Here is a 25,619-nt window from a genome sequence, read left to right on the forward strand (position 1 = left end):
ATCCTCCTCCAACCACGGCTCCTACTTCTTGCCGAGCTCCGCTTGGACGGCGTTCCTGGCCTCCAGAATGCCGAGCTTCGAATAGGCGGCGTCGCCGGCCTTTTTGAACGCAGCAAGATCGATGTCGCTCACGACCTGCATGCCCCGCTTCTGGAGATCGGCCTTGATCGTGTCCGCCGAGGCCGAGATTTTCTGCGAGGTCTCGCGGCCGGCCGCCCTGCATTCTTCGACGAGCGCCGTCTGGAATTCCAGTGGCAACTTGGCGAACCATTCGGCGCTGACCACCTGGAAGTTGATCAGCATGATGTGCTTGGTCTCGTTGGCGTATTTCAGCACCTCGTAGAAGCGCCCTCCCGGAATGTTGGCATAGACGAGCTCGACGCCGTCGATCGCCTTCTGTTGCAGGGCGGGGTACATTTCGCCAAAGGCCATGGCGGTCGGCGCGGCACCCAGCGCCCGGATCGATTCCTGCCAGATCGCCGCAGGCGGCGTGCGGATCCGCAAGCTTGCGAGGTCCTGCGGTGTCCTGATCGGCTTGTTGGTGAAGAAATGGCGGAAACCCTGCACCCAGTCGAAGCAGACGACCTTCAGACCATGGCTGGACGCGAGCTCGTCCTGCCATTTCTTCAGGGACGGAGTTTCCGAAAGCTTCCAGACATCCTCCAGCGTATCGACGAAATAAGGGCCGTTCATCACCGCGATACTCGGCACGTAGTTGCCGAGACGGGCGGAATCGGTGTTCTGGCCGACATTTGCGCCCTGGCGGATCTGTTCGATAATGTCTTCCTCGACGCCGAGCTGGGCGCTGTGGAACACTTCCAGCTTCAACCCGCCCCTGGTTCGCTCGTCCACCTTCTTTGCCCAGACCTGGAAACCCGCATGAAACGGTTCGCTCGGCGCCAGAACGTGATTGAAGCGCAGGGTGAATTTTTGCTGGGCGCTTGCCGGCGCCGTCATCAGCGCGGCCAAACCGGCAGCCGCCAGAACCGGCAGCAGTCTTCTTGCAGAAATACGCATGCTCTCCTCCTCTTCGTGTCTCCTGGACGTCGTTTGCCTTGCCGGCTCCTCCGCCGGCAATCGTCACGGCAAAAGCGCGGGGGGCTTCAATCCGAAGCGTTCGCCAAGCTTTGCGAACGCCTCCCGCGTTGCCGGATCCAGTGGAACGCCACGCTGTTCACGCTCGTCGGCGACAATCCATTCGCGGTCGCCCGGAGCCATCACCCGCATGCCCTCGCGCGGCGGCGAAGACCGCAACACCTCGACATATCGCTGCATGCCGGCGGTGAAGACGTCTTCCGGCACGAAAGCGCCGGGCTTCATGGCCAATACGAAAGCGCCAAGCGCGCGGGGCGTGGAAAAATCCGGGCCGTTCATCGGCAAGAGGTCGAAGCTCAGCCGCATGCCCGACAGAACCGCGCTCAGGATCTCCACCAGGCCCGCCAGCCCCGCGCCCTTGAACCCGAACTCGCCGCCGACCGGCGCCAGCATCTCGACCAGCGATGGATCGCGGACGTCGCGTCCCTCGACATCCGAGGCGACGCCCGCTGGAAGCTCTCGGCTGAGGCTGCGGTAGAGCTTCACGCGGTTATAGGGAATGGCGCTCGTCGCCATGTCGAGCAGCCAAGGACTTTGTCCAGTGACGGGCACGGCAAACGCGATCGGATTGGTGCCGTGGAACCGCATCGCTCCGTCGTGCAGACGTACGAAACTGTCCGAATTGCAGAAAGCGGCGCCGATATAGCCTCTCTGCGCCGCAGAGAGCGCATAGGCGCCGGCCGGGCCGAAATGCGAGCTGTTGCGGATCGAGACGACGCCTATGCCGCATGTGTCGGCAAGCTCGATCGCCTTGTCCATGGCGCGATAGGCGGCAAGCGCCCCGTGGCCGTGATCGGCATCGAGCAAGGCTACCGCCAGCGCGGACTGAGTCACCGTGATGTTTGGGCGCTTGTTCACCCGGCCGCCGGTCATCACGGTGATATAATGGTCGAGCAGGCGCACCCCGTGGCTGTCCACTCCGAGCCGCGAGCCGTGCATCATCGCCCGGGTCGCGGCATCCGCGGTCGCCTCATCCGTCCCGGCGGCGACAAAAGCCGCGCGGCAGAACCGCTCGACATCGCCGATTGCCGCATGGACTGTATCCTCCGTATCTGAAGTTTGGCTCAAAGCGTCTGTCCTCCGTCGATCACGAGTATCTGCCCGGTCATGAATGCTGCTTCGTCGCTGGAGAGAAAAACGGCCGCCGCGGCCATCTCCTCCACTGTGCCCAGCCGGCCCATTGGCTGGCGGGAAATGAAGCTGCGCCGCATTTCCTCCGGATCGGCCGCCGCGTCGATCCGACCCCGCAAGCCAGGCGAAAGCGTCGTGCCCGGGCAAAGCGCGTTGACGCGCACGCCGGTTGCGATCACGTCCCGCGCCACGACCTTGGTAAGGCCGATCAGCGCCGCCTTGCTTGCGCCATAGGCGACCCTTTTTTGAACTCCGGTGATGCTCGAGGCAACCGAGGCGACATTGACGATTGCCCCGCTGCCGCGCTCGATCATGCCGGGCAGGACCGCCTTCATGGTGCGGAAGGCGGACGTCGCATTCTGATCGATGCTTTTTTGCCAATCCTCTTCTTCGCAATCGAGGATCGAGCCGTTGTGAACCCAACCGGCACAATTGACGAGAATGTCGATCGGGCCTGCCTCGCCAACCATCGCCTTCACGTCCGCAGCATCCGTGACGTCGAGGCCGACGATCTCCATGGCGGACGAACGATCGGCAAGATCGGCCATCTTGGACGGCGTGCGGCTCGTCGCCACGACCGTCGCACCATTTTCGGCAAAGGCGAGCGCAATGGCCCGGCCGATGCCTTGGCCGGCACCTGTCACTAGAGCGCGCTTCTTTGCCAAACGACCGACCATCCACCTTCCTCTTCCACAGGCGCAGGCTAAATGACTAGTGTGCACACTAGACATAATTTGATTTTTGGCAAGGCGGTTTTTGGATCACGAGATGGCGATCTGCGGTTCGGCCCGTGAAGCCGACGAATTGAAGGGATGCATTCGACCTGATAGTTTCCTTGCCTTGAGGCCGCTTGGAGGCGGCCCAGGCGTCGAAAGCGGGGGCCGGAAGCAGGGAGGCAAGATGGTGGACGAGCGCGTGGCCAATGCGGAGAAGCGTCGGCCGAAGGTCGCGGGCGGTGCTGCGCCTCGTCTCTACCAGCAGGTCTACGAGATCATCGCAGGGCAGGTTTCGCAGGGCGCGCTTCCGCCCGGCAGGCGCGTCACCGAAAGCGCGATCGCCGAGCAGTTCGGGATCAGCCGGGCGCCGGCAAGGCAGGCTCTGGCAGAGCTGGAGCGCGAAGGGTTCATCGAGAAATCGGCCGGCCGCGGCTATCAGGTAAGTGCCTGGGAGCCGGGAAAAGCAGCGCGGCCGGCGGGGCTTTCCCATATGGGAGATGAGCTGCGCCTCACCCAGTTGTCGAGCTGGGAAAGAATCTACGGCGAGGTGGAAAGCGAGATTGCCGCACGATGTTTCTTTGCCGGCTGGCGCGTCAACGAGGCAGAACTTGCCCGCTTCTACGATGTCAGCCGCACGGTGGCCCGCGACGTCGTCGGTCGGCTGCAGCAACGCGGCATCGTGCGCAAGGACGAACGGGCACGCTGGGTCGCGCCTGCCATGACGCCGGATCACGTCGGCGAACTCTACGAACTGCGCTGGCTGCTGGAGCCCGTGGCGCTTGAAAAGGCGGCGCCAAGGGTCTCGTGCGAGGACCTCGGCGCCATGCGCGACCATCTGCAATCGGCGATGGACAACGCGGCCAAGCTTACGGGCCCGGATCTCGACCGGCTGGAGGAGGAGCTGCATGTCACGCTGCTCGGCCATTGTGACAACCGCACGCTAATGCAGGCGATCGGCCTTCCGCAGGCGCTGCTCGTCGCGCATCGCTTCCTCTACCAGTGGATGCCGCGGTTGTTCGGCTCGGAGCCTTTCCTGCCGGAACATATGGAAATCGTCGAGCGGCTTCAGGCCGGCCGGGTGGGAGACGCCGGGGCCTCGCTGCGACAGCACCTGCAGATTTCGCGTCAGCGCGCGATCGACCGCATCACGCGGGTAACGCGCGAAGTGCATCCGCATGACCTGCCCTATCTGGAAAAATTCGACTGACCTCCGCGCGGCGCGGGGAGCGGCAGCACTGAAGACCGGCAGATTTCGCCGGCACCGGGTACCTTTGCGCAGAACTGGATATCGCTTCACGCGCCGTCTTCGACCAGAAGCCGAATGACGCTCTGCTTCATGTGGAAACTCATGAGTTCGTGTGCCCGCACCGGGTCGCCGGCCTTGATGGCTTCGAGCACGCGTTGGTGCTCTTCGACGACACGCGGCGCCACCTGGTCGGGCGGCCGTTCTTGCAGCTTGCGGGTGAACTCCATCATCAGCTTGATCTGGTTGCGCATCGTGCCGAGCGCAAAGGGGAAATACGGATTGCGAGTGGCTTGCGCCACGGCCATGTGAAAGGCGAAGTCTGCTTCAAAGACGCCCTCACCGGGCGGCAGGGTCAGCATCCGCCGGTGCGCTTCCTCGATACCGCGGATCCCTTCGGGATCGCAAAGCCGCGCCGCGTCCTCCGCTGCCGCACATTCCACCACCTGGCGAAACCGCATGCAGCGCTTCATGTCGAACACCGTCTGGATCGACAGCCCCTGAATGTCGGCGGCTGACGGCACCACGTCCGCCCGAGGTTGTACGAAATTGGCCGAGCCTCGCCTGGAAATGATCCGGCCGGCGTCGCGCATCTTCACCAGCGCCTTTCGCAGGACCGGACGCGATACGCCGAATTGACGGGCAAGCTCCGCCTCCGGAGGCAAGCGTCCGCCGCCCTGCCAGGCCGGTGCCTCCAGCATTGCTTCCAGCCGGGCGAGCACATGCGACGACAGGTCCCTAACGGCGCGGGTTTGCTGAATTATCTCATCCATTGCCACATCCTATCCCCGGCATCCGCCCTTTCCAATAGCGTCGGACGATTACTAATATTTACTTATATTGACAAATGAGTTCGCCTGCGCGACTTAATTGAGGATTGCCGCGCAAGGCGGCTGCCTGAAACCCGCATGACCTGAGAAGTGCCCGACATGACAGAGGACCGGATGTTCATCGAGCCGAATTCGTCGACCCACGCCGCAAACAGCCATCTCGCCCGGCATACGCCGCGCATCGTTTCCGTGCGGGCGATCCCGGTTGCGGGACGCGACAGCATGTTGCTCAACCTCAGCGGCGCGCACGCTCCCTTCTTCACCCGCAACCTGGCGATCATCGAAGACGATTCGGGTCATGTGGGCATCGGCGAGGTTCCGGGCGGCGAGACGATCCGCCGCACGATCGAGGAAGCAGGCCCTCTCCTGATCGGCCGGACGATCGGGGGTTATAACGGCCTGCTCGACCAGGTGCGCAAGACTTTCGGCGACCGTGACAGCGGCGGCCGCGGACTGCAGACCTTCGATCTGCGCACGACCATCCATGTGGTGACGGCGCTGGAATCGGCGCTGCTCGATCTTCTCGGCCAGCATCTCGGCGTGCCGGTGGCGGCCCTTCTCGGCGACGGCCAGCAGCGCGACCGGGTCGAGATGCTCGGTTACCTCTTCTACGTCGGCGATCGCCAAAAGACTGACCTCCTCTATCGTGATGGCAAAGGCGAGACCGATGCATGGATGCGGCTGCGCGACGAGGAGGCGCTGACGCCGGAAGCGATCGTTAGGCTCGCCGAGGCGGCGCAGGAGCGCTACGGTTTCCGCGACTTCAAGCTGAAGGGCGGCGTCTTGCGAGGCGACGAGGAGATCGAGGCGGTGACGGCCATCGCTCGCCGCTTCCCCGAAGCGCGCGTCACCCTCGACCCCAATGGCGCCTGGTCGCTGGAGGAGGCGGTTCGCCTCTGCAAGGGACGCGGCGACGTGCTCGCCTATGCGGAAGATCCCTGCGGCGCCGAACAGGGCTATTCCGGGCGCGAGATCATGGCGGAGTTTCGCCGTGCCACCTGCTTGCCCACCGCCACCAACATGGTGGCCACCGATTGGCGGCAGCTCTCGCACGCGATCCAGCTGCAATCGGTCGACATCCCGCTCGCCGACCCGCATTTCTGGACCATGCAGGGCTCCGTGCGCGTCGCACAGGTCTGCCAGACCTTCGGCATGACCTGGGGCTCGCATTCCAACAACCATTTCGACGTGTCGCTGGCGATGTTCACCCATGTCGGCGCGGCAGCGCCCGGGCGCGTGACCGCACTCGACACCCACTGGATCTGGCAGGACGGACAGCGGCTGACCCGCGAGCCGCTGAAGATCGAGGACGGGCATATCGCGGTGCCGGACCGGCCGGGGCTCGGCGTCGAGCTGGACATGGAGCGCGTCGAGGAAGCCCACCAACTCTACCTGAAGCACGGGCTCGGCGCGCGCGACGACGCGACCGCCATGCAATATCTCGTCAAGGACTGGCGCTTCGACAACAAGCGGCCGTGCCTGGTGCGCTGACGAAAGAACCACCGTGCCGCCATGCGCCGCGGCGGCCATCACCAAGAAGCGGCGTCAAGGATCATTGAGGAGGATGAACCATGAAAGCACGAACACTGCTCGCCATTTCGCTTAGCCTCGGCATCGCTCTTGCCGCAGGCGCTGCCAGGGCATTCCCGGACGGCCCGATCACCATTATCGTGCCCTTCCCGCCAGGTGGCGCGACCGATACGACTGCGCGGTTCATGGAGCCGCACATGTCCAAGGTATTGGGAGCGAACATCGTCGTCGAAAACAAACCGGGCGCCACCGGCGCGATCGGCGCCGGTCTGGTCGCCGATGCGGAAGCCAACGGCCAGACGCTGCTGGTCGCCTCGCTCGGCACCTTCGCCACCAACCCCTATCTTCAAAAGAAGCTCTCCTACGATCCGGTAAAGGACTTCGATCTGCTGACCGTCGCGGTGAGCACGCCCAACGTGCTGGTCGCCACGCCGAAATTCAAGCCGGGCAGCGTGCAGGAACTCGTGGCTGCTATGAAGGAAAAACCGGAAAGCGTCACCTTCGCAAGTTCCGGCACCGGCTCATCCGACCACCTGACTGCCGCGCTCTTCTGGCAGGCGACCGGGACCAAGGGCGTGCATGTGCCCTATAAGGGAGGCTCCGCGGCACAGGCCGATCTCGTCGGCGGCCATGTGGACGTGTCCTTCCAGAACCTCGGTGCGATCATCAATTTCGTGCAGGGCGGGCAGATGAAGGCGCTCGCACAAACGGGCGAGAAACGTCATCCGCTGCTGCCGAACGTGCCGACGCTCACCGAACTCGGATACAGCAATATCGTCGTCAACGCCTGGCAGGGCGTGGCAGCCCCGAAGGGTCTGCCGGCCGACGTCAAGGCAAGACTCAACCAGGCGATCCAGGCTTCGCTCAAAGATCCCGAGGTCGTTGCCAAGTTCAACAAGCTGGGCTTCGACGTCGTTGCCAATTCGAACGAGGAATTCGGCACCTATCTCAACAAGGAGATGGCGCGCTGGAAGGACGTCATCGAAAAGGGCAATATCAGCGCGGAATAACCTGTGGATTCACGGGCCGCCTAAGTCTCTTGAGCGGCTTCCTCGCAACATCGGGGAAGTCGCCTCACGGTCTGAAAGAGACCTCTCCGGCATCCGGCGCCGCATCGGCGACCTCGATGCGAAAGAGATCTTTGATCGACGCTACCACGTCTTCGATCCGTTCAACGGGGCTGCGGCTCTCCAGCTCTACCGGTACCACCTCCAGCACGCTTGACAACTTGAACGATCGGACACCGTCAGTCACGGTTGTGTACAATCTCCCGTTTTCAATCCTGATGCCTTCAGCAAAAAAATCGTCACTGTCCTCGACTGCCACCAGAAACATTCACAACTCCACGCGTCTTCGGATAGCCCATAAGATCGAGCGGAATGCATCATTTCAAATCGAGAAAACGAGGTAGGCCCGGCTGCTCCTTTCGGTGGTGCCGGGTGAACATGTCCACAATAAGCTCTGTTCAGCGGCAGGCGCGGTTTTCTTCCACATATGGAGGCGGAAATAGCTCGTCTGGTGGATATGCGAATCACCAGCAGTCAACAATGATGGCGATGCGGGAAGACCCCCCCATCAGCAATGGTCCCGCCTCGCGACTGGAGTCCGGAATCCAGTCGCTTGGGCTCAATCGTGCAAGGCCAGGGGGACCGGTGTTAGCGGTTCCGGCAGTCGAAACTTGCCGCGCTGTCGACATTTCCGTCCCCCTTGTAGTGGGCGTAAGACGGGTAGGGGCATAGCGGACGGGTCCGACCGGGGAAAGCCTTTCCCGAAGCTTCGACACTTCGTGGAGCTTCATCCTTTTCCACCCAGTCGACCAGCTCGGTCAACATGTCGAACTGGTCGAGACCGGCAGGGCCGCCACGGCAATGGGCCATGCCTGGAACGAGATAGAGCTTGGCCCAGTCCTCCACACGCTTGCCGGTCTTGGTCGCCGTGCTCATCCGGTTGAAGAAATCGACCGTATCGTTGGAGGAGAACCACGGATCACTAACCCCATGGAAGAAAATGATCTTGCTTCCCCGGGTGGCGAAGGAACTGAGGTCCGTCCATTGATCGGCGTTGATCAGCCGCTGCTGCGGATCGCCGATATCGGCTTTCTCGACGGCATCGTCCACATCGAAACTCATGGCGTTATTCTTGAACTGCCGGTTGCGCTTGTCATCGAACCGCATGAGTCCTGGAATGGAATCTGCCGTACTGATGACGCCCGTATCGTAGGGAAACGCTACATAGGCAGGCCGGCCTGATGCATCGAGCGTCGGCGAAAACATCTCCGTCACCACGTCCACCTGCTGTTTCGTCAGGCAGCCGTCGGCTTTACCGGCAGGGCAAAGGAGGCTCGCCGGATCGAATTTGCAAGCGGCCGTATTTGCGATCATTCCGTCCTCGATGCCATCAAGACCATCGCAAGACTTCACTATCCCCTTGAGAACCAGATCGCGATCGGCATCCGAGAAGGCTTTCGCTCGGTCCGGCGCGCCGTCAGGGCCGGCTGGAGATATCTTGTTCATCGCGACGTTCTTGGCGGCGAGCGACATGTTCGAACGGCTTGTGCGCATGGCAGGAGCCCCGGCGATAATGCCGTCGAACAATGTGGGAAAGCGTTGCGCCGAGGCCATGGCCTCGCGCCCGCCGGTCGAGCATCCTGCGAAATAAGAGCGATCGGCGACTTTGCCGTAATAGGCGGCGACCAGCGCCTTGCCGAGCACCGTGACCTTCTCGACCGACCAGCCGGCGAAATTCAGCGTGGCAATCTGATCCGCCCTGAAGGAGGCGTCCCAGGCTTCGCCCTTGTGGCCGCTATCATGCGAAATGACGGCGAAACCACGAGAAAGGCCGTTCTGCGTTCCGGCGGCCACGTCCCCCAGGGCTGCCCGCACGACGCCATTCAGGCCTCCGCCGCCTTGGACCAGAAACCTTCCCGTCCAACTGTCCGGCAGGGCAATGGAAAAACCGATGGCATAAGGCTTGCCGTCCGCGCCGGTGCGGTGTTCGAACGACCCGCTGACGAGACAATGCGCCGGCCCCTTGTCCTTGATGTGATCGGCGCTTGCGACCTTCATGTCGAACCCGGGCAGATGCAGGGTCTTCGCCGCCGAGCATTTGGCTTCAGGCGACGAATCCGCGGCGACGGCCGGGGTCAAGCCGGGCACGAGGGCAACAAAAGCTGTGGCAACAACCAGCCTGATCATATCCGATCGTCCTCCTCCATGACGCTGCTTCCTCAAGCCGCGCCGCAATCGCACCAGATTTCAGGCTCCCTGTCAATCAACGGCGGCGCTGCTTGCCTGCCCCCAGTCGGCTATTCAGGCTGCCCGCCGATCGTTTCCAATTGAGCCGGCGGAACGGATATGGACGGCCACTTGATAGCGGTTCTCACTTCCTTCATTGCGGCTACCCGACGCGTTGTCTCGACGAAATCGAGCACGATCTTCGATTTTTCCTCCGCATGCCAGGCGACGAGCAGTTCGACTTCGGCGGGAATGTCGTCAAGCCGCCTGTACACGAGAAAGGGGCTTGGGTTGTGGGCAAGCCAGGACGGCGCGATCGCAATCCCGACGCCGGCCGCCACCAGCGTGCCGATCGCCAAGGTATGCGACACCTCCTGCACGATGACCGGATAGACGCCGACGCGGCGCAGTGCACCCATGATTGCATGATAGTAGCTCGCCCCGACAGTCGGGGCATAGGTGATGATGGGCTCGCCGGCGAAATCCTTGACCGTCAGGTCTTCCTTCTGCGCCAGCCGATGATCCCTGGGCAGCACCGCCACGAAACCTTCCTGCAGGATATGCTCGGTCTTCAGGAAACCTGCCGGATTGGTCGGGCGGATGAAGGCCACCTGAACCTTGCTGCTCTGGAGCAGTTCGAGCTGCTGGGCCGTACCCAGCACCTGCACGTCGACGGTCATAGCCGGATAACGTTTTCGAAACTCCGAAATTACCGGCGGCAGGACATGCGATAGCGCCACATGCACGCCGCTGACGGAAATCGTTCCGCTATCGTCACCGGAAATGGAACGGGTATGCGTGACCGCCCTGTCGATGCCGCCTAGGATTTCCTGGGCGTGACGCAGGAAGATTTCCCCGGCCGGCGTCAGCTTCACCCGGCGGGTGGTGCGGCGGAAAAGCTTGGTGCCGAGGCGATCTTCGAGCTGCCGGATCTGCTGGCTGAGCGGCGCCTGCGCCATGCCGAGCTTGTCGGCGGCGCGGCTGAAATGCAGCTCTTCGGCGACGCAAGCGAAATAGTGGAGGTGACGAAATTCGATGCCGTATTTCATATCGGAAACATATCAATACCCCCGTGATTTTGTAATAGATAATAGTTTATTCCCGTGATTAGTTTCCAAAAAAGACAACAAGAACTGGAACAGCTGGAGCTTCGGCTTCCGAAACGGAGCGTGAATGACGCGTTTCTGGGTGTTGAAAATTCTGCGGACCGTGTTGACGCTTTGGTTCGTGGTGACTTTCGTATTCGTGGTGCTGAGAACGTCCGGGGATCCGGTCGTGGCGCTTGTCGGCGCCGATGCCACGCCTGAGGAAGTCGAACAGTTCCGCCAGCTCTGGCGTCTCGACGATCCGCTCTGGATTCAGTATTTCCGCTACGTTGTCCAGATGGCGACCGGCCAGTTCGGCATTTCCTATCGCGACGGTCGCGAAGTCATCGACATCATCGCCGAACGGGTTCCGTGGACGCTGATCCTCGGCCTTTTTTCCTATATCGGCGCCATCCTGATCGGCGTGCCGGCCGGCGTCGTTGCCGCCATCAAGCGCGGTTCGACCTTCGACAACCTGATCATGGCGACGGCGGTTTTCGGCTTCGCGCTGCCGAACTTCTTTCTCGGCATCCTGATGATCCTGCTCTTTTCGCTGAGCCTGCAATGGCTGCCCAGTTCCGGCACCGGCACCGTATTGCACCTGATCATGCCCGCCATCACGCTTGCCACCTTCACGGCCGGCACGCTCGCCCGCTTCACCCGCTCGGCGATGCTGGAAGTGCTCGACAAGCTCTATATCCGGGCCGCCGCCGCCAAGGGCGTCGGTTACTGGAAACGCATCATCTTCCACGCGCTGCCGAATGCCAGCATCCCGCTCGTCACCATTATCGGCCTCAATCTCGGCGAGTTGATTGGCGGCGCCATCGTCGTCGAGACCGTGTTCGCATGGCCGGGCGTCGGCCGCTTGCTGGTGACGGCCGTCTCCTCGCGCGACCTTGCGGTCGTGCAGGGGCTGGTTCTGATCATGGCGGTGACGATGGTGCTAGCAAACCTCGTCGTCGACCTGCTCTACGGCCTGCTCGACCCGCGCATTCGCGTGCAGAATTGAGGGCCGGCGGATGAAGCGCGTTTCCCCGATTCTCGTCTTTGCCATCGTCATCCTGGCGATCGCGGTAGTCGTCGCCATCATCGGCAATGTCTTCACGTCGCACGGCATGTCGCAGCAGAACCTGCTCGCCCGCCTGAAGCCGCCGGCTTTCATGACCGGCAGCAACCCAAATTTCCCGCTCGGCACGGACCGCATCGGCCGCGACATGGTGGCAAGAGTGATTGCCGGCCTGCAGATGTCGCTTTCGGTGGCGATTGCCGGCACGATCATCGGCGCCGTCTTCGGCTCCGTCATCGGCTTCATCTCTGCGCATTTCCGCGGCTGGGTGGAGGAAGTGCTGATGATGCTGGTCGACTTCCAGGCGTCGCTGCCATTCATCCTCATCACCCTGACGCTGCTTGCCTTTTTCGGCAACAGCATGACGCTGTTCATCATCCTGATGGGCCTGTTCGGATGGGAGAAATACGCCCGCCTCTCCCGCGGCGTGGTTCTTTCGGCGATCAACCAGCCTTATGCCAAGGCGATCGTCGCGCTCGGCGCCGGCAACGGCCGGCTCTACTTGAAACATGTGCTGCCGAACGTGGCGAGTGCCCTGATCGTGCAGGTAACCCTGACGTTCCCGCAGATCATCCTTCTGGAAACCTCGCTGAGCTTTCTGGGCCTCGGCATCCAGGCCCCGCAGACCAGCCTTGGTCAGATCCTCGGTGATGGCCGGGACTACCTTTCGACCGCCTGGTGGATCTCGATCTGGCCTGGCCTGGTCATCTTTCTCGTCACGCTCTCGATGAGCATCGTCGGCGACTGGCTGCGTGACCGGCTCGATCCGATGCTGCGTGCCCGAACAACCTGAAAATGCCGTTCGAACATAAATGAATAAGGGAAGGTGGAACGATGTTTACAAGACGTGAAGTGGGAAATCTCATTCTCGGAGCCGGAGCGCTGTCGATGGTGGGCAGCCTGCCGAAAGCGAATGCGGCGGACAGGCCGTCGCTCAATATCGCGGTCGACAATCTCTGGGCCAATATGGCAACGATCAACGGCATCTCGACGACGTCGCGCCGTATCTTTCCAAATTTCTACGACAATCTCGTCGACCGCGACTACATCAAGGACGAGAACGGCCTGATCTTCGCGCCGAAGCTCGCGACCAAATGGGAGCAGAAGGGTAATATCTGGACCTTCACTTTGCGGGAGGGCGTGAAGTTCCACGACGGCACCGAGATGACCGCGGAAGACGCGGTCTTCACGCTGTCGCCAGAACGTCTCTGGGGCGCAAAACCGTTCGAACCGCGCGGCAAGACTTTCACCGCCGGCTTCAAGCGCGTCGCGGCGACCGGGAAATACACGTTCGAGATCGAGACCGAGCGGCCGGACCCGAACATCCCGAGCAAGCTCACCGGCTATATCGGCTTCGTCGTGCCGAAGAAATATTACATGGAAGTCGGCGTCGATGCCTTCGGCCAGAAACCGATCGGCACCGGCCCCTACAAGGTGACCACCTTCCGCTCCGGCGAAATCATGGTTCTGGAGGCCTTCGACGACTATTGGGACGGCCCGCCGCCCGTCAAGCAGATCTCCTGGAAGATCGTTCCGGAATTCGCCGCCCGCATGGCCGGTCTGGTCTCCAAGGAATTCGACTTCATCGTCAACATTCCGACCGACCAGGAAGCGGCGCTCGAAAAATACCAGGGCGTGACGCTAAAGCGCGTTCTGGCCGACAACTACCCGGCCCTTGCCTTCAACACGCGTCCGGACCCGGTTGACAATCCGCTGGTCGATCCGAACCTGCGCTACGCCATGGTCCAGGCGATCGACATGAACGCGATCGTCCAGGCGCTCTTCAACGGCACCACGGAACATCCGGCGGTTCCGTTCAACTTCACGGAATACGGCAAATTCTATGACCCGAACTTGCCGGTGAAACTCCCCTACGATGTCGCGGCCGCCAAGGCGCTGGTCGCCAAGACCAAATACAAGGGTGAGAAGCTCCTCTGGCACATCACCCGCCAGTATTATCCGAACTATGAGGCGGCAGCCGAAATCATGGTCGAGCAATGGCGCGAGGTCGGCATCAATGTCGAGGCGCAGATCCTCGACAATTTCGAACTCGTCTATCGCCGCCCCTACCATCTGATGAACATGTCGATGAGCTCGGATTTCATCCCCGGCGATCCCTACCAGCCGCTGTGGCTCGATTGGGGCCCGACCGCATCGCGCTCCACCGCCACCTGGAAGACCTGGGATCCGACGCCGGAATATCTGGCTGCCGGCAAGAAGTTCGACGAGGCGATCGAGTTCGAGGACCGCAGACGAGCCTATCTGGAACTTTCGGACGCCTGGCAGAAAGTGACGCCCGGCTACTACATGTGGAAGAGCGTCTACAACTGCGCCCACCGCGCCGGCATCCAGTTCAAGTTCAAGCCGAACGGCGAAATGCGCATCTACGGCGATTACTTCAAGTTCGTATGATGAGCATCAAACGCAAGCATGCGCTGAAGGACATGACGTTCGCGGAGTTCCGCGAACGTCTTTCCGAAAAGCCCGTCATCCTGCTGCCCTTCGGAAGCCAGGAGGAACAGGGACCCCACGCCCCGATGGGCGATTTCATGCTAACCGAAGCGGTGGCGGCAAAGGTGGCGGAAGCGTCCGACGCAATCGTCGCGCCGATCATCCCGTTTGGTTATGCCGATTTCTTCAAGACCATTCCCGGCGGCATCCAGTTCCGGGCCTCGACCTTCTCGGCCGTGGTCGAGGACACCGTGACCGCATTCCTGGATCACGGCATCGAGCATATCCTGATCCTGAACGGCCATACCAGCAATGCGCCGCTTTTCGACCAGACGCTTCGCCGTATCCGCGCCGAGCGCGGGGTTTCGGTCGCCTTCATCAATCTCTGGCAGGCAATCCCGGATGCGCTCTGGAAGGAGCTGCACGGCTCTGCCGCAGCCCGTGGCCATGGCGGCGATCCGCTGACGTCGATCTACCTGCATCTCTTCCCCGAACTGATGCGGATGGACCTCGCCCGCCCCTCAGTGCGCGAAAAAGCCTTCGGCCTGCCGACCGGCGGCGTCAACAATGTCCAGTTCGAGGGCATACCGGTGCATGTGCCGCTCAATTGCGACGAGGTGAATGCCGACGGCATGCTCGGCGGCGACCCTTTGCTTGCGAGCGCCGAGAAGGGCGCGAAAATGGTCGAGCATCTGGTCGGCTTCTGCGCCCGCTTCGTCGAACACCTGCGCCGCTGCGACATGCGCTCGGTGACGGCCTTTTCACCGCAGGCGGAAAAGGCGGCATCATGAGCAACGAGCGGCTCTCGATCGAACATCTGAACGTGCCGTTGCCAAAGGGGGCCGATCGCGCCTTTGCGGTCGAGGATCTGTCGCTGTCGGTCAGCAAGGGCGAGATCCTCTGCATCGTCGGCGAATCCGGTTCCGGCAAATCGCTGACCGCCCTCGCCACCATGGGCCTCCTGCCCCGCAACCTCGGCAAGCCTGCAGGCAAGGTGATGTTCGAGGGCAAGGATCTTCTCACCCTCGACGAGGCGACCCGCCGGGACATTACCGGCCGGCGGATCGCCATGATCTTCCAGGAGCCGACCGCCGCCCTCAACCCGATCTTCCGGGTTGGAGAGCAGGTGTCGGAGACTTTCCGCATCCATACGTCGCTGAGCAGTGCCAAGATCCGCAAGAAGGTCATAGATCTCTTCCGCGAAGTGCAGCTCCCCAATCCGGAGCAGATCTTCCATTCCTATCCGCACCAGCTTTCCGGCGGCCAGTGCCAGCGGGTTATGATCGCTACCGCCCTTGCCCTCGATCCTTCGGTGCTGATCGCCGACGAGCCGACCACCGCGCTCGACGTCACCACCCAGGCGCAGATCCTCAAGCTGATGCTGGAGCTTCGCGCCAAGCACGATACCGGCATCATCTTCATCACCCATGATTTCGGCGTGGTCGCCGAGATCGCTGACCGCGTCGCCGTCATGCAGACGGGCAAACTGGTCGAGATTGGCACCCGCGACGAAATCCTCAACCACCCCAGGCAAGACTATACCCGCCGCCTGCTCGCCGCCGTGCCGACGCTGACACCACGGAAAGAACGCGAAGGCCTCGGCAAGCCGGTGCTGATCGCAAGGAACATCGTCAAGACATTCGCCCGCTCCGGCCTCTTTCGCGGCGGCCGCACCGTGAAGGCCGTGGACGACGTCGATATTACCATCCGCCGCGGAGAGACGCTGGGCCTGGTCGGCGAATCCGGTTCCGGCAAGTCGACGCTGGCGCAATGCGTCATCCGGCTCGTGCAGCCGGAAAGCGGCGACATCCTCATTTCCGGCGGCGATTTCGCCGGCCTCAACGGCAAGGCGCTACGCGAGGCACGCCGCAAGGTTCAGATCGTCTTCCAGGATCCGTACACTGCGCTCGATCCGCGCCAGAAGGTCGGCGACTCCATCGCCGAAGGTCCGGTCATCCATGGCCTCGACCGCAAGGCGGCGATGGCCCGCGCGCTCGACCTGCTCGAAGCCTGCGGCCTCGACCGCGCCTCGGCCACCCGGTTCCCGCACGAGTTCTCCGGCGGCCAGAGGCAGCGCATCTGCATCGCCCGGGCGCTCGCCGTCGAGCCGGAACTGCTGATCGCCGACGAGAGCGTCTCGGCGCTGGACGTCTCGGTGCAGGCGCAGGTGTTGAAACTGCTCGCCGACATGCAGGAAAGACTTGGGTTCGGCATCCTGTTCATCACCCACGACCTGCGCGTTGCGAGCCAGATCTGCGACAATATCGCGGTGATGCGCAACGGACGGATCGTCGAACGGGGCGATCCCGCCTCGCTGTTCGGTGCGCCGAAGGAAACCTACACCAAGGAACTGCTCGCCGCCGTGCCCGGCCGGGGCTGGCAGCGCCACGCCAGTGAAAACGAGGCCGGGACGGTAAAATCCCGGGAGGAAACCCCATGAAGAAATATCATATCGGCAGCGTGCCGAAACAGGTCGACCCGGAACTGATCGCCAAATTCGAAAGCGTCGAGGTGGCGACCATCGGCCATTTTCGCCACCGCGGTTTCGTGCATCATTCGATTTCCCCCGTTGTCGAGCCGGGCAGGACGCTGGTCGGCACGGCGGTAACGGTGGCGATCCCGGCAACCGACTCCACCCTTCTCCACCACGCGATCGGTTTCATCCGCCCTGGCGATTTCCTGTTCGTCGACAGGCTCGGTGACGACCGGCATGCCTGCATCGGCGGCGGCGTCGCCTTCGCGATCAAGACGGCCGGCGCCATCGGCGTCGTGCTCGACGGTCCCTGCACCGATGTCGAGGAAATTCTTGAACTCGATCTGCCGTTCTGGTCACGCGGCGTCTCCGGTATCACCACACGGCTCAACGATCTCGGCGGCTCGCTCAACCTGCCGATCTCTTGCGGCAACGTCCCGGTCATTCCGGGCGATATCGTGGTTGCCGATGCGAGCGGCATCGTGGTGATCCCGGTCGATGAGGCGGAAGACGTCGTCGAGGAGGCAATCGCGCGTCAGGCACGGGCGGGCCGCAACAAGGACAAGATCGCAGCCGGCGAAAAGCTCGGCGATCTCTCCGGTGCCAGCCGTCTGGTTGCCGCTGCGCTGGAGAGCAAATGATGGAAAACCCGCAATATAATCATCTTCGCGTCGAGCGCGGTATCTATCGCAAGATCGCCGGCGTCAGCGAACGCGGCGTCGTCACCTCCCAGCACTACGCGGCGGCGGAGGCTGGGGCGGCGGTCCTGTCGGCGGGCGGCAATGCCGTCGACGCTGCGGTAACCGCCGCCTTCACCTTGCAGACCGTCGAACCCTGGATGACCAGCCTGGCGGCCTGCGGCTACATGCTGATCGCCCAGCCGGACGGAACGGTCGAGGTCGTCGAATTCACCGGCCGCGTGCCTTCGTATTTTGACGAGGAATTCTACAGGCCCGATCCCAGCATCAAGACCTTCATCGGCCACCCGGCATCGGTCGACAACCGCAATGTCCGCGGCTTTACCGCGGCCGTCGTGCCCGGATGCGTGCGAGGCTTCGCTGAAGCGCTGAAGCGCTACGGTACGATCGGCTTCGACCGGGCCCTGACCCCTGCGATCGAGCGTGCCCGCAAGGGCATGTATGTGGACTGGCACACGACGCTGGCCATCACGATCGCCGAAAGCGAGCTCGCCATGGATCCCGGCGCCCGTTCGATCTTTCTCACCGGCGGCCACGCGCCGGAGCCTGGAGCGACGCTGCCGCTCGATCAGCTCGCCAGGACGCTGGAGCAGCTGGCCAACGAAGGCCCGGATTCGCTCTATGGCGGCGCGATCGGCGAGAAGCTAATCGCGGACCTCAGTGCCGGCGGCAGCTCGATCACCCTGGAGGACTTGGCCAGTTACGCCCCCCTCCTCTATCCGTCCCGGACCATGCCATTGCAGGGCAAGACCGTGCATGTGGCGGGGGAAACCAGCGCCGGCCAGCGGCTCTTCGACGCGCTCGATCACTTCGACAGAAAGCGCGGAAAAGGCCCGGTCGACGCTGGTTTCTTCACGGCCATGGCCGAAGCCCTCTGGGAAAGTTTCGGCGCCCATCGCAAACGCCTCAATCCGGCCGAGACCACCAACAAGACCAGCACCACGCAGGTCAACGCGGTGGATTCCGAAGGCCGGATGGTGGCGATCACCTTCACGCTGCTCAACCGCTTTGGCGCCCGCGCCCTGTCGCCCTCGACCGGAATCCTCTTGAACAACGGCATGTCCTGGTTCGACCCGACACCCAGCCGCACCAATTCGCTGACGCCGAACGCCTACGCGCCGAGCAACATGTGCCCGGTGGCGATCACCGACGAGAACGGCACATTCGCGGCTTTCGGCGCCGCCGGTGGCAACCAGATCGTGCCGTCGTTGGCCCAGCTGACCGGCATGATCCTGCATGCCGGCCTCGACATCGAAGAAGCGATGAACATGCCGCGCATGACGACCGGCCCGCATAACGACATCATCGTCAATGTCGACATGCCGGCCGAGCAGATCGAGGCGCTCGAAAGGATCGCCACCGTGAAACCCGCCGCCGCGGTCGTCTATCCCCGGCCCTTCGCCGCGCCGGGCATGGTCGGCCGTCGGGGCAATGCCTTTATCGGCATGCCCGACATCACCTATCCCGCCGCTTATGCCGCCACAGCCTGAACGAGACCAAGATGACAGAGCTGACTTTCGCCCCGGTCGATATCGACGGCGTTCTCAAGATCATTCCGCCGACGGCACCGGCTGTCCCGCTGGTGTTCGACTCTCCCCATAGCGGCCTGACATTGCCGGATTTCGAGCGCACGGTTTCCGACGAACTGGTGCGCGTCGCCGCCGACACCCATGTGGACGACCTCTTCGGCTTTGCTCCGTCGATCGGCGCGCCGCTGCTGATCGCGCATTTTCCGAGGAGTTTTCTCGACCTCAACCGGTCGCGGAAGGATGTCGATCTGGAAATGATCGAGGGCGAGTGGCCGCATCCGGTCCGCGACAGTGCCTCGGCCCGCCGCGGCATGGGCATCACCTGGCGTTACGCCTGGGGTAACACGCCGATGTATGATCGTAAGTTGACGGTGAAGGAGCTGGAAGGCCGCATCGACACCTATTGGCGGCCCTACCACCGCGAGTTGGTTCGCCTGCTTGACGAAACTTACGCCGCCTTCGGCAAGGTCTATCACGTCAACTGCCATTCTATGCCGGCGATCGGTCATGTGCTCTCGCCCGATCCGGCCGGCACCGTCCGCAAGGACATCGTGGTCGGCGACTACGAAGGCATGTCGAGCGAACCGGATTTCGTGAAACTGGTGGTCGAGACGCTGGAAGGGTTTGGCTATTCGGTGTCGCTCAATGTGCCCTTCAAGGGCGCCGAGCTGGTTTCGGCCTATAGCTCGCCTGGAAAAAACCGCCACAGCATCCAGATCGAACTCAACCGCAAACTCTACATGGACGAAGATACCCGCGAGAAAATCGCCGGTTATGAGGAGTTGAAAGTCAATCTCGCCAGGCTCGGCACGGTCCTGCGAGATTACGTCCTGCACAAAAGCTGAGGGGCATCGGGCGCCACCCGGTCCAGCGGCAAGCGCGCATAAGCTCTCCTTAACGCTCAATACGTATTGTGGGCATGCAACAGGCCAGTGCGGAATGGTAGGCGATCTTCTTGACGACAGCGGTTCCCCTTCGATTACATTCATCGTCGCTGCCCGAGGCTCCGGAGGGCTGGGCCGCTCCGATGGCGGTCGACCAGAACATCGCTTCTCGACGGGCAACTGTTCTCGTTATAGGCACAGATGCGGCCAAGCTGGATCTGCGTCAGCTCCCAGCAGAACACATCGAGCTTTCGGTTGTTCCAGCGGAGGACCGCCTGGAGAACCACCAAGCAATCGTCGAGGCGTCACAACCCCACCTTATCCTGCTCGACATTCAATTCGCAGACTTGTGCGGCGTCCACATCTCCCGCCGGCTGAAGCACAGTTCGGTGGCGTCTGAAATACCGGTGATCCTGGTCACTGCCGAGGGCGATATCGAGGGAAGGATCGCTGGTTTTGAGGCCGGTGCGGCTGACTGTGTCTCAAGCACGATCGACAGCAGGGAACTTGGTGCGCGCGTCATCGCACAACTCGCATTGAGCCGCAGTCGCAAGCAGATCCTTAGCCAGGACGAACAGCTTCGGACCGCACTCGCCAGCATGAGCCAGGGCGTGTGTCTCTTCCACGCGGACGGTACACTGGCCTTGTCCAACAGTCGCTACGCCGAGGTTTATGGAGTCGATCCGGCCTTGATCCAACCCGGGCAGTCGCTCGAAAACATCATAAAGTTGAGGGACGAAGTCGGAGCCGTTCCAAAGATGTCCATGGAGGAATACCTCGAATGGGCGCAGGACACCAACGCCGGCGATTCGTCGCAAGTCTGGGTCAAGGAACTTAAATCCGGCAAGGTCATCCGGGGCTGTCATCAGCGTACGGCTGACGGGGGCTGGGTGTCGACGCATGAGGACGTGACCGAGGCGCGACTAGCCGAACGATCTCTTGCTGAAGCTCATGCGCAGGCCGAGCGCGCAGAGCAGGAGGCAAGAGCAGCCCATGCGCGCCTGCTCGCCGCCTTCGAAGTCGTCCCGGAAGGCCTGGCACTGTTCGATGAAAACGATCGGTTTGTGATGTGGAACCGCCGCTACGAACAGCTTTACGCCGATAGCGGTGCTCCCCTCGTCAAGGGCATGGGTTTCGAGGACAGACTTCGCAGCGGGCTGCAGCGTGGCCAGTATCCCGACGCGATCGGCCGCGAGGAGGAATGGCTGACCGATCGATTGGCCCGTCACGCCGAACCGAACAGCGCCCATGAGCAGCGCCTGCCAGGGAACCGATGGGTCCGAATAGAAGAACGACGCGTTTCCGGCGGCGGAAGCGTGGGGATTCGCGTCGACATCACGGATCTCAAGATGCGCGAGGCGTCCTTCCGGCTCCTGTTCGAAGGAAACCCCCTGCCGATGTGGGTTCAGGACCGGGGGACCCTTCAATTTCTCGACGTCAACCAGGCGGCACTTGATCACTACGGTTATGATCGCGACCTGTTTCTTTCCATGACACTCCTGGACATTCTTTCACCGGAGGACCGGGAAAGAATGAAAACCGCGGTCCCGGGCGCGGAGCATGGGAGCGACGCCGATCATTCTCAGCGGCATCGGACGGCTTGCGGAGCCGAAATCGAAGTCTTTATCTATTCGAGCCAACTTGCCTTCGACACTCATCCGGCCTCACTGATTGCCGCAGTCGACGTCACCGAGCGAAAACGTGCGGAAAGGGCACTGCTTCAGCATCGTGACGTTCTGGAGGAAACAGTGCGCAGCAGAACCGCGGAAATTGCCCGTCAGGCTGCGGAACTGGAACGGATGCTCGATCAAGAGCGGCAGGTCAACGAACTGCAGCGGCAATTCGTCTCCATGGCTTCTCACGAATTCCGGACACCTCTTTCGATCATCGACGGCGCGGCGCAACGTCTCGTTCGCCGCAAGAACGCGGTGACATCGGAATTCATCGGTGAGAAAACGGAGCAGATCCGCAGCGCGGTTTCGCGAATGCTGGAGCTGATGGAGAGCATTCTTGCGGTTGGCCGCCTGGATCACGGCCACATCGACGTCGGCCGCCAGCCATGCGCATTGGGCGATATCATCAGGACCTGCAGTGCGCGGCAGGAAAGCATACGCAAATCGCACCGGTTCCTGCTCGATCTGGAGCGGCTTCCCTCGACTATCTATGGCGACGGCGCGGCACTGGAGCAGGTGTTCACCAATCTCTTCTCAAATGCCGTTAAATACGCGTCCCATTCTCCAGACGTCTATGTCACGGGGTGGCAGCAAAACGACTGTGTCCAGATTACCGTTCGCGACGAGGGTATCGGCATCGACGCGGACGACTTGCCCAAGATGTTCGGGCGCTATTTCCGGGCGAGAAGTTCATCCGGCATCGCGGGGACGGGTATCGGCCTCAACCTGGTGAAGCAGGTGGTCGAGTTGCACAGCGGCGAAATTCACGTCGACAGCGTCAAGGGTGAAGGAACCGTGTTTACAATCAAGCTGCCGATCGCGACGCCTAAGCAAACGGAGGAAGACGCAGGCCAGATGTTGACCGACCAGATGGGCCTGCCGATCGAGGTCCAGCCCTAAAGTAATAACAGATAAGCTCGAGGTGATTGCGGGACGCGGCTCCGATCGGTTCAACGGCCCGTCTTGTCCCCGGTCATCTGGGCCCTAAATCCGGCACATGGACGCTGAGCGAATCACAGGTTCTACCAAATCGGCAAGACCGTCTTCGCGGAAACCTCTCCAGAGGCCGAGCCCGGCCATTGTGGAACAAGTCGAGCGCCTGCTGGGTGGGCGCACCCGGAATATCCGGCTCAACGGAGAGCTGGCCCGGCTTTTTCGTGAACGCTCCTGGCCGCAGACTGCCAAGATCATTCGCGCATGGATGATTTGGGTCAGCGTGCTCGACGTCCTGACGTTGGGCCTCTACGCGATCCTGCTTCCGACCGAAACCGTGAAGTCGATGCTTGGGCCGGCATCCATCCTTCCCCCCGCAGCTCTCGTCGCGGCGGTGGTGTTTCTGCGGCCGCGCGCTTTGTGGCTGCAGGGAGTTTTCCTACTCTCGGCTGTCTTTTTCATCCTCCTGTCCGTAGCCCTGGTGGGCGTCAGCGCCGGTGGCGAGTTTTATGAGCGCCATCTGACCATCATGCTTTTTGTGGCCGTCACTGCGATCATCATATTCCCCATCCTGCTTGGCTGGGCCATGGCGATCGGTGCTTCGGCCCTTGGTATCTACCTCGTGTTTCAACTGCACAATCCAGGTATCGAGGTGGGCAGTGCTCTGGCCAGCGCTCTGTTTTTCGCAAGCGGTGTGGCAGCAACCATCGTTGCCCGACGCACCGCAACGATCCTGGCTCACAAGAGCTTCTTGCTCGAGTTGCGAGACCGAAGTCGCCTTGCGGAGCTTGCTGATGCCAATTCCCAGCTGGAACTGCTTGCACGAACCGACCCGCTGACCGGTGTCGCCAACCGGCGCTCGATGATGGAAACGCTCTATCGTTTCTGGAACGAGGACCTTACGCGAACGAGTGGTGCGGCGATGCTGATGTGCGATGTAGATGACTTCAAGCGCCTCAACGATAGCCTCGGGCATGCCGAAGGCGACCGCTGCCTGGTGAAGGTTGCCGGTATCATTCAGAGCAGCATGAGAGACGAGCGGGACGAGGTCGCCCGCTACGGCGGCGAAGAGTTTCTCGTCTTCCTCCCCGGCGCTGATGAACAGGAGGCCAGGATTGTTGCCGAAAGAGTCCGCAGCCGCGTAGAAGCGGCGTCGCTTCCGAACCCCACCTCCCGCGTCGTTCCTTATGTTACGGTCAGCATCGGGGTAGCGGCGCTGATGCAGGACCGCGAACTCGTATCGGCGGAGCATCTTCAGCGCCAGGCGGATGCCGCGCTCTACCTTGCCAAGAAGGCCGGCCGGAACTGTCTGTTAGTCCATGCCCCGGAGACCGGCCAAACCTCCGATTAAACCTGCCGTGCCATGGCGGTTAGCTGGGGACGGAATCAGGTTCCAGCATCCCGTCTGCCGAACGAGCCAGCGAAATCCTCCTTGAGCAGGAGTGACGAACCCGGCTATCGATCAACCGCAAGCCGGCGAGCCCAGCCTTACAACATCGAAGTCTACATATGATGATGGCTTAGCGGTTGCACGCCAAGCCATCATCCCCTCTTCGAAAGAGATAGTGCCGTTTACGGCGAAAGTTCCTCCAGAACCTGACCCTTGGTCTCGACCGCGAAGAGGGCCGTCACCAGGGCACCGACGAGAAGGATCGCTGCGAACGCGCCGAAGACATACTGGATGCCCATCGACGACATGACCCAACCCACCGCGATAGGGCCTGCGGAGGATCCGAGACGAAGCCAGGCGCTGCCTGTGCCCGTGCCAATGGCACGAAGGCGGGTCGGATAGATTTCCGCCGAATAGAGGTAGAGCGAGAAAGTGACGGTCTGGACGATGGCGTAAGCGAGACCGGCCAGGATCAGGACCTGTGTTGCCGACGTCGCACCCAGCCAGGCGAGGATGACAAGCGGGATCGGCGCGATCAGAAGGGCACCGGTGTACCAGCGCTTGCGACCGACCTTGTCGATGAGCAATGCGCAGATAACCGCCGCGATCACGCCACCGACCGAGGTGATAAACCCGTATAGGATACTGGTTTCCAGCGGCAGGTTGAATGTCTGGCGATAGAGGGTCGGAAGCCAGGTGATCGTCCCATTGGCGACCATATAGGCACAGAACCACATCGCCCAGATCGACAGTGTGCGCTTGAGATAGATGCCCTGGAAAAGTTCACGCCAGTCCGATCGACGACGGACGGGGGCGGCAATGATTTTCGGCTCCGGCAGCTCCTTGCCGGCAGCACGAGCGCTGTTCTCCAGCTTGGTGACGATCCGGTCGGCTTCCTCATAGCGGCCGTTGGCGGCGAGCCAGCGAGGCGATTCATTGAGGAACCAGCGCAGCGGGATCATCAGGACGGCCGGGATCAGGCCGACGACGAACATCGCCTTCCAGCCATAGGCCGGGACCATGAAATAGCCGATCAAGCCCGCGCCGACGAGGCCGAGCAGAAACATGACCTCATACAGCAGGAAGAAGCGGCCCCGCCCCTTCGAGCTGATCAACTCGTTGATATATGCACTCGCGACCGGAACTTCTCCGCCGGTTCCGATGCCTTGGATGAAACGAAATGCCATCATCATGCCGGCACCGGCCGCAAAAAGGCATGCGACGTCCATGCTGACGAATAGCAGGATGGTGAATAGCAGCACTTTGAGACGGCCGATGCGTTCGGCAAGCCAGCCAAAGCAAATGGCGCCGATCAACTGCCCCAGGTAGCCCATCGACAAGATCATCCCCGTCTGTCCCGGGGTCAAACCCCACTCGCGGACAAGAACCGGCATGGCATAGGCTATGGCAATGACGGTGTAGCCGTCAAAGAACGTCGCTGCGCCGACGATATTTCGAGCCCAGAAGACCTCCCGGGTCACTGGCAGCCGTTCCAGGCGGGCGCTTATTTCAGCTTGGGTATCGACGGCCGGCGACTGCGCGGCCATCCGTTGTTCGATATTCATGTTTCCTCCCTCTGCCTGGCCCACTCTCCCGGCCTGGCGTCGAACCTACGCGTTGGATGTCTTAAACTTCGGGACCCTTTGGCATGGTGTGGTT

The 25,619-nt window shown here is 62.0% G+C and carries 21 protein-coding genes; 13 read left to right on the top strand and 8 right to left on the bottom strand.

Annotated elements, in window-relative coordinates:
* Positions 1 to 21 precede the first annotated feature (21 nt).
* The 3 genes from C5L10_RS01290 to C5L10_RS01300 form a co-directional block, all read right to left on the bottom strand.
* A complete protein-coding gene (locus C5L10_RS01290; protein ID WP_105428181.1) occupies positions 22 to 1,017 on the bottom strand; it encodes a C4-dicarboxylate TRAP transporter substrate-binding protein in 996 nt (331 codons plus the stop codon).
* Between the two features lie 63 nt (positions 1,018 to 1,080).
* Entirely contained in the window at positions 1,081 to 2,163 is a 1,083-nt protein-coding gene (locus tag C5L10_RS01295; RefSeq protein ID WP_105428182.1) for an Ldh family oxidoreductase, read from the bottom strand.
* On the bottom strand, positions 2,160 to 2,903 hold the full coding sequence (locus C5L10_RS01300) for an SDR family oxidoreductase (RefSeq protein ID WP_105428183.1): 744 nt from the start codon (positions 2,901 to 2,903) through the stop codon (positions 2,160 to 2,162). Before C5L10_RS01300 ends, C5L10_RS01295 begins: the two co-directional genes overlap by 4 nt.
* Positions 2,904 to 3,126: 223 nt before the next feature.
* On the opposite strand from C5L10_RS01300, the gene C5L10_RS01305 reads away from it, so the two are divergent.
* Complete coding sequence (locus tag C5L10_RS01305; RefSeq protein WP_105428355.1) at positions 3,127 to 4,149, top strand: GntR family transcriptional regulator; 1,023 nt, start codon at positions 3,127 to 3,129, stop codon at positions 4,147 to 4,149.
* Between the two features lie 86 nt (positions 4,150 to 4,235).
* On the opposite strand, the gene C5L10_RS01310 is transcribed toward C5L10_RS01305, so the two are convergent.
* The gene (locus C5L10_RS01310) at positions 4,236 to 4,958 is read right to left on the bottom strand and encodes a FadR/GntR family transcriptional regulator (protein ID WP_105428184.1); all 723 of its coding nucleotides are present in this window, start codon (positions 4,956 to 4,958) and stop codon (positions 4,236 to 4,238) included.
* Positions 4,959 to 5,114: 156 nt separating this feature from the next.
* Here C5L10_RS01310 and gudD point away from each other — a divergent pair, with 156 nt between their 5' ends.
* Complete coding sequence (gene gudD / locus C5L10_RS01315) at positions 5,115 to 6,506, top strand: glucarate dehydratase (RefSeq protein ID WP_371411898.1); 1,392 nt, start codon at positions 5,115 to 5,117, stop codon at positions 6,504 to 6,506.
* A gap of 80 nt (positions 6,507 to 6,586) precedes the next feature.
* The gene (locus C5L10_RS01320) at positions 6,587 to 7,555 is read left to right on the top strand and encodes a tripartite tricarboxylate transporter substrate binding protein (RefSeq protein ID WP_105428185.1); all 969 of its coding nucleotides are present in this window, start codon (positions 6,587 to 6,589) and stop codon (positions 7,553 to 7,555) included.
* 64 nt (positions 7,556 to 7,619) lie between these two features.
* Here the strand turns inward: C5L10_RS01320 and C5L10_RS01325 are convergent, their stop codons facing one another.
* The 3 genes from C5L10_RS01325 to C5L10_RS01335 form a co-directional block, all read right to left on the bottom strand.
* A complete protein-coding gene (locus C5L10_RS01325) occupies positions 7,620 to 7,880 on the bottom strand; it encodes a hypothetical protein (RefSeq protein WP_105428186.1) in 261 nt (86 codons plus the stop codon).
* 320 nt (positions 7,881 to 8,200) lie between these two features.
* A complete protein-coding gene (locus C5L10_RS01330; RefSeq protein WP_105428187.1) occupies positions 8,201 to 9,739 on the bottom strand; it encodes a tannase/feruloyl esterase family alpha/beta hydrolase in 1,539 nt (512 codons plus the stop codon).
* A 110-nt stretch (positions 9,740 to 9,849) separates the two neighbouring features.
* The gene (locus C5L10_RS01335; RefSeq protein WP_245447885.1) at positions 9,850 to 10,827 is read right to left on the bottom strand and encodes a LysR family transcriptional regulator; all 978 of its coding nucleotides are present in this window, start codon (positions 10,825 to 10,827) and stop codon (positions 9,850 to 9,852) included.
* A 124-nt stretch (positions 10,828 to 10,951) separates the two neighbouring features.
* On the opposite strand from C5L10_RS01335, the gene C5L10_RS01340 reads away from it, so the two are divergent.
* The 10 genes from C5L10_RS01340 (at position 10,952) to C5L10_RS01385 (ending at position 23,921) form a co-directional block, all read left to right on the top strand.
* Positions 10,952 to 11,872, top strand: coding sequence for an ABC transporter permease (locus C5L10_RS01340; RefSeq protein WP_105428188.1), 921 nt, complete (start codon positions 10,952 to 10,954; stop codon positions 11,870 to 11,872).
* Positions 11,873 to 11,882: 10 nt separating this feature from the next.
* Positions 11,883 to 12,722, top strand: a complete 840-nt coding sequence (locus C5L10_RS01345; RefSeq protein ID WP_105428189.1) for an ABC transporter permease — start codon at positions 11,883 to 11,885, stop codon at positions 12,720 to 12,722.
* Between the two features lie 41 nt (positions 12,723 to 12,763).
* Entirely contained in the window at positions 12,764 to 14,341 is a 1,578-nt protein-coding gene (locus C5L10_RS01350; protein ID WP_105428190.1) for an ABC transporter substrate-binding protein, read from the top strand.
* Positions 14,341 to 15,171 (top strand): creatininase family protein, encoded by an 831-nt coding sequence (locus C5L10_RS01355; RefSeq protein ID WP_245447886.1) that lies wholly within the window; start codon positions 14,341 to 14,343, stop codon positions 15,169 to 15,171. The genes C5L10_RS01350 and C5L10_RS01355 overlap by 1 nt, the downstream gene beginning before the upstream one ends.
* The gene (locus tag C5L10_RS01360) at positions 15,168 to 16,820 is read left to right on the top strand and encodes an ABC transporter ATP-binding protein (protein ID WP_105428192.1); all 1,653 of its coding nucleotides are present in this window, start codon (positions 15,168 to 15,170) and stop codon (positions 16,818 to 16,820) included. The genes C5L10_RS01355 and C5L10_RS01360 overlap by 4 nt, the downstream gene beginning before the upstream one ends.
* Positions 16,817 to 17,494, top strand: a complete 678-nt coding sequence (locus C5L10_RS01365; protein ID WP_105428193.1) for an RraA family protein — start codon at positions 16,817 to 16,819, stop codon at positions 17,492 to 17,494. Before C5L10_RS01360 ends, C5L10_RS01365 begins: the two co-directional genes overlap by 4 nt.
* Positions 17,491 to 19,041: a gamma-glutamyltransferase gene (locus C5L10_RS01370; RefSeq protein ID WP_205837005.1), complete on the top strand. Its 1,551-nt coding sequence runs from the start codon at positions 17,491 to 17,493 to the stop codon at positions 19,039 to 19,041. Before C5L10_RS01365 ends, C5L10_RS01370 begins: the two co-directional genes overlap by 4 nt.
* Positions 19,042 to 19,052: 11 nt before the next feature.
* On the top strand, positions 19,053 to 19,925 hold the full coding sequence (locus C5L10_RS01375) for an N-formylglutamate amidohydrolase (protein WP_105428195.1): 873 nt from the start codon (positions 19,053 to 19,055) through the stop codon (positions 19,923 to 19,925).
* Positions 19,926 to 20,035: 110 nt separating this feature from the next.
* Positions 20,036 to 22,537, top strand: a complete 2,502-nt coding sequence (locus C5L10_RS01380) for a PAS-domain containing protein (RefSeq protein WP_245447887.1) — start codon at positions 20,036 to 20,038, stop codon at positions 22,535 to 22,537.
* A gap of 97 nt (positions 22,538 to 22,634) precedes the next feature.
* Positions 22,635 to 23,921, top strand: coding sequence for a GGDEF domain-containing protein (locus C5L10_RS01385; protein ID WP_105428197.1), 1,287 nt, complete (start codon positions 22,635 to 22,637; stop codon positions 23,919 to 23,921).
* 221 nt (positions 23,922 to 24,142) lie between these two features.
* On the opposite strand, the gene C5L10_RS01390 is transcribed toward C5L10_RS01385, so the two are convergent.
* Positions 24,143 to 25,525 carry an MFS transporter gene (locus C5L10_RS01390; RefSeq protein WP_105428198.1) on the bottom strand — a complete coding sequence of 461 codons (1,383 nt, stop codon included), beginning with the start codon at positions 25,523 to 25,525 and terminating at the stop codon, positions 24,143 to 24,145.
* Positions 25,526 to 25,619 lie beyond the last annotated feature (94 nt).

This window comes from Neorhizobium sp. T6_25, assembly GCF_002968555.1.
Taxonomy (GTDB): domain Bacteria; phylum Pseudomonadota; class Alphaproteobacteria; order Rhizobiales; family Rhizobiaceae; genus Neorhizobium.

Excerpts from the sequence above, each read along its gene's own strand:
- C5L10_RS01290 (WP_105428181.1), bottom strand. The coding sequence starts at position 1,017 with ATGCGTATTTCTGCAAGAAGACTGCTGCCGGTTCTGGCGGCTGCCGGT.
- C5L10_RS01300 (WP_105428183.1), bottom strand. The coding sequence starts at position 2,903 with ATGGTCGGTCGTTTGGCAAAGAAGCGCGCTCTAGTGACAGGTGCCGGC.
- C5L10_RS01305 (WP_105428355.1), top strand. The coding sequence starts at position 3,127 with ATGGTGGACGAGCGCGTGGCCAATGCGGAGAAGCGTCGGCCGAAGGTC.
- C5L10_RS01310 (WP_105428184.1), bottom strand. The coding sequence starts at position 4,958 with ATGGATGAGATAATTCAGCAAACCCGCGCCGTTAGGGACCTGTCGTCG.
- gudD (WP_371411898.1), top strand. The coding sequence starts at position 5,115 with ATGACAGAGGACCGGATGTTCATCGAGCCGAATTCGTCGACCCACGCC.
- C5L10_RS01320 (WP_105428185.1), top strand. The coding sequence starts at position 6,587 with ATGAAAGCACGAACACTGCTCGCCATTTCGCTTAGCCTCGGCATCGCT.
- C5L10_RS01325 (WP_105428186.1), bottom strand. The coding sequence starts at position 7,880 with ATGTTTCTGGTGGCAGTCGAGGACAGTGACGATTTTTTTGCTGAAGGC.
- C5L10_RS01330 (WP_105428187.1), bottom strand. The coding sequence starts at position 9,739 with ATGATCAGGCTGGTTGTTGCCACAGCTTTTGTTGCCCTCGTGCCCGGC.
- C5L10_RS01335 (WP_245447885.1), bottom strand. The coding sequence starts at position 10,827 with ATGAAATACGGCATCGAATTTCGTCACCTCCACTATTTCGCTTGCGTC.
- C5L10_RS01340 (WP_105428188.1), top strand. The coding sequence starts at position 10,952 with ATGACGCGTTTCTGGGTGTTGAAAATTCTGCGGACCGTGTTGACGCTT.
- C5L10_RS01345 (WP_105428189.1), top strand. The coding sequence starts at position 11,883 with ATGAAGCGCGTTTCCCCGATTCTCGTCTTTGCCATCGTCATCCTGGCG.
- C5L10_RS01350 (WP_105428190.1), top strand. The coding sequence starts at position 12,764 with ATGTTTACAAGACGTGAAGTGGGAAATCTCATTCTCGGAGCCGGAGCG.
- C5L10_RS01355 (WP_245447886.1), top strand. The coding sequence starts at position 14,341 with ATGAGCATCAAACGCAAGCATGCGCTGAAGGACATGACGTTCGCGGAG.
- C5L10_RS01360 (WP_105428192.1), top strand. The coding sequence starts at position 15,168 with ATGAGCAACGAGCGGCTCTCGATCGAACATCTGAACGTGCCGTTGCCA.
- C5L10_RS01365 (WP_105428193.1), top strand. The coding sequence starts at position 16,817 with ATGAAGAAATATCATATCGGCAGCGTGCCGAAACAGGTCGACCCGGAA.
- C5L10_RS01370 (WP_205837005.1), top strand. The coding sequence starts at position 17,491 with ATGATGGAAAACCCGCAATATAATCATCTTCGCGTCGAGCGCGGTATC.
- C5L10_RS01375 (WP_105428195.1), top strand. The coding sequence starts at position 19,053 with ATGACAGAGCTGACTTTCGCCCCGGTCGATATCGACGGCGTTCTCAAG.
- C5L10_RS01385 (WP_105428197.1), top strand. The coding sequence starts at position 22,635 with ATGGACGCTGAGCGAATCACAGGTTCTACCAAATCGGCAAGACCGTCT.
- C5L10_RS01390 (WP_105428198.1), bottom strand. The coding sequence starts at position 25,525 with ATGAATATCGAACAACGGATGGCCGCGCAGTCGCCGGCCGTCGATACC.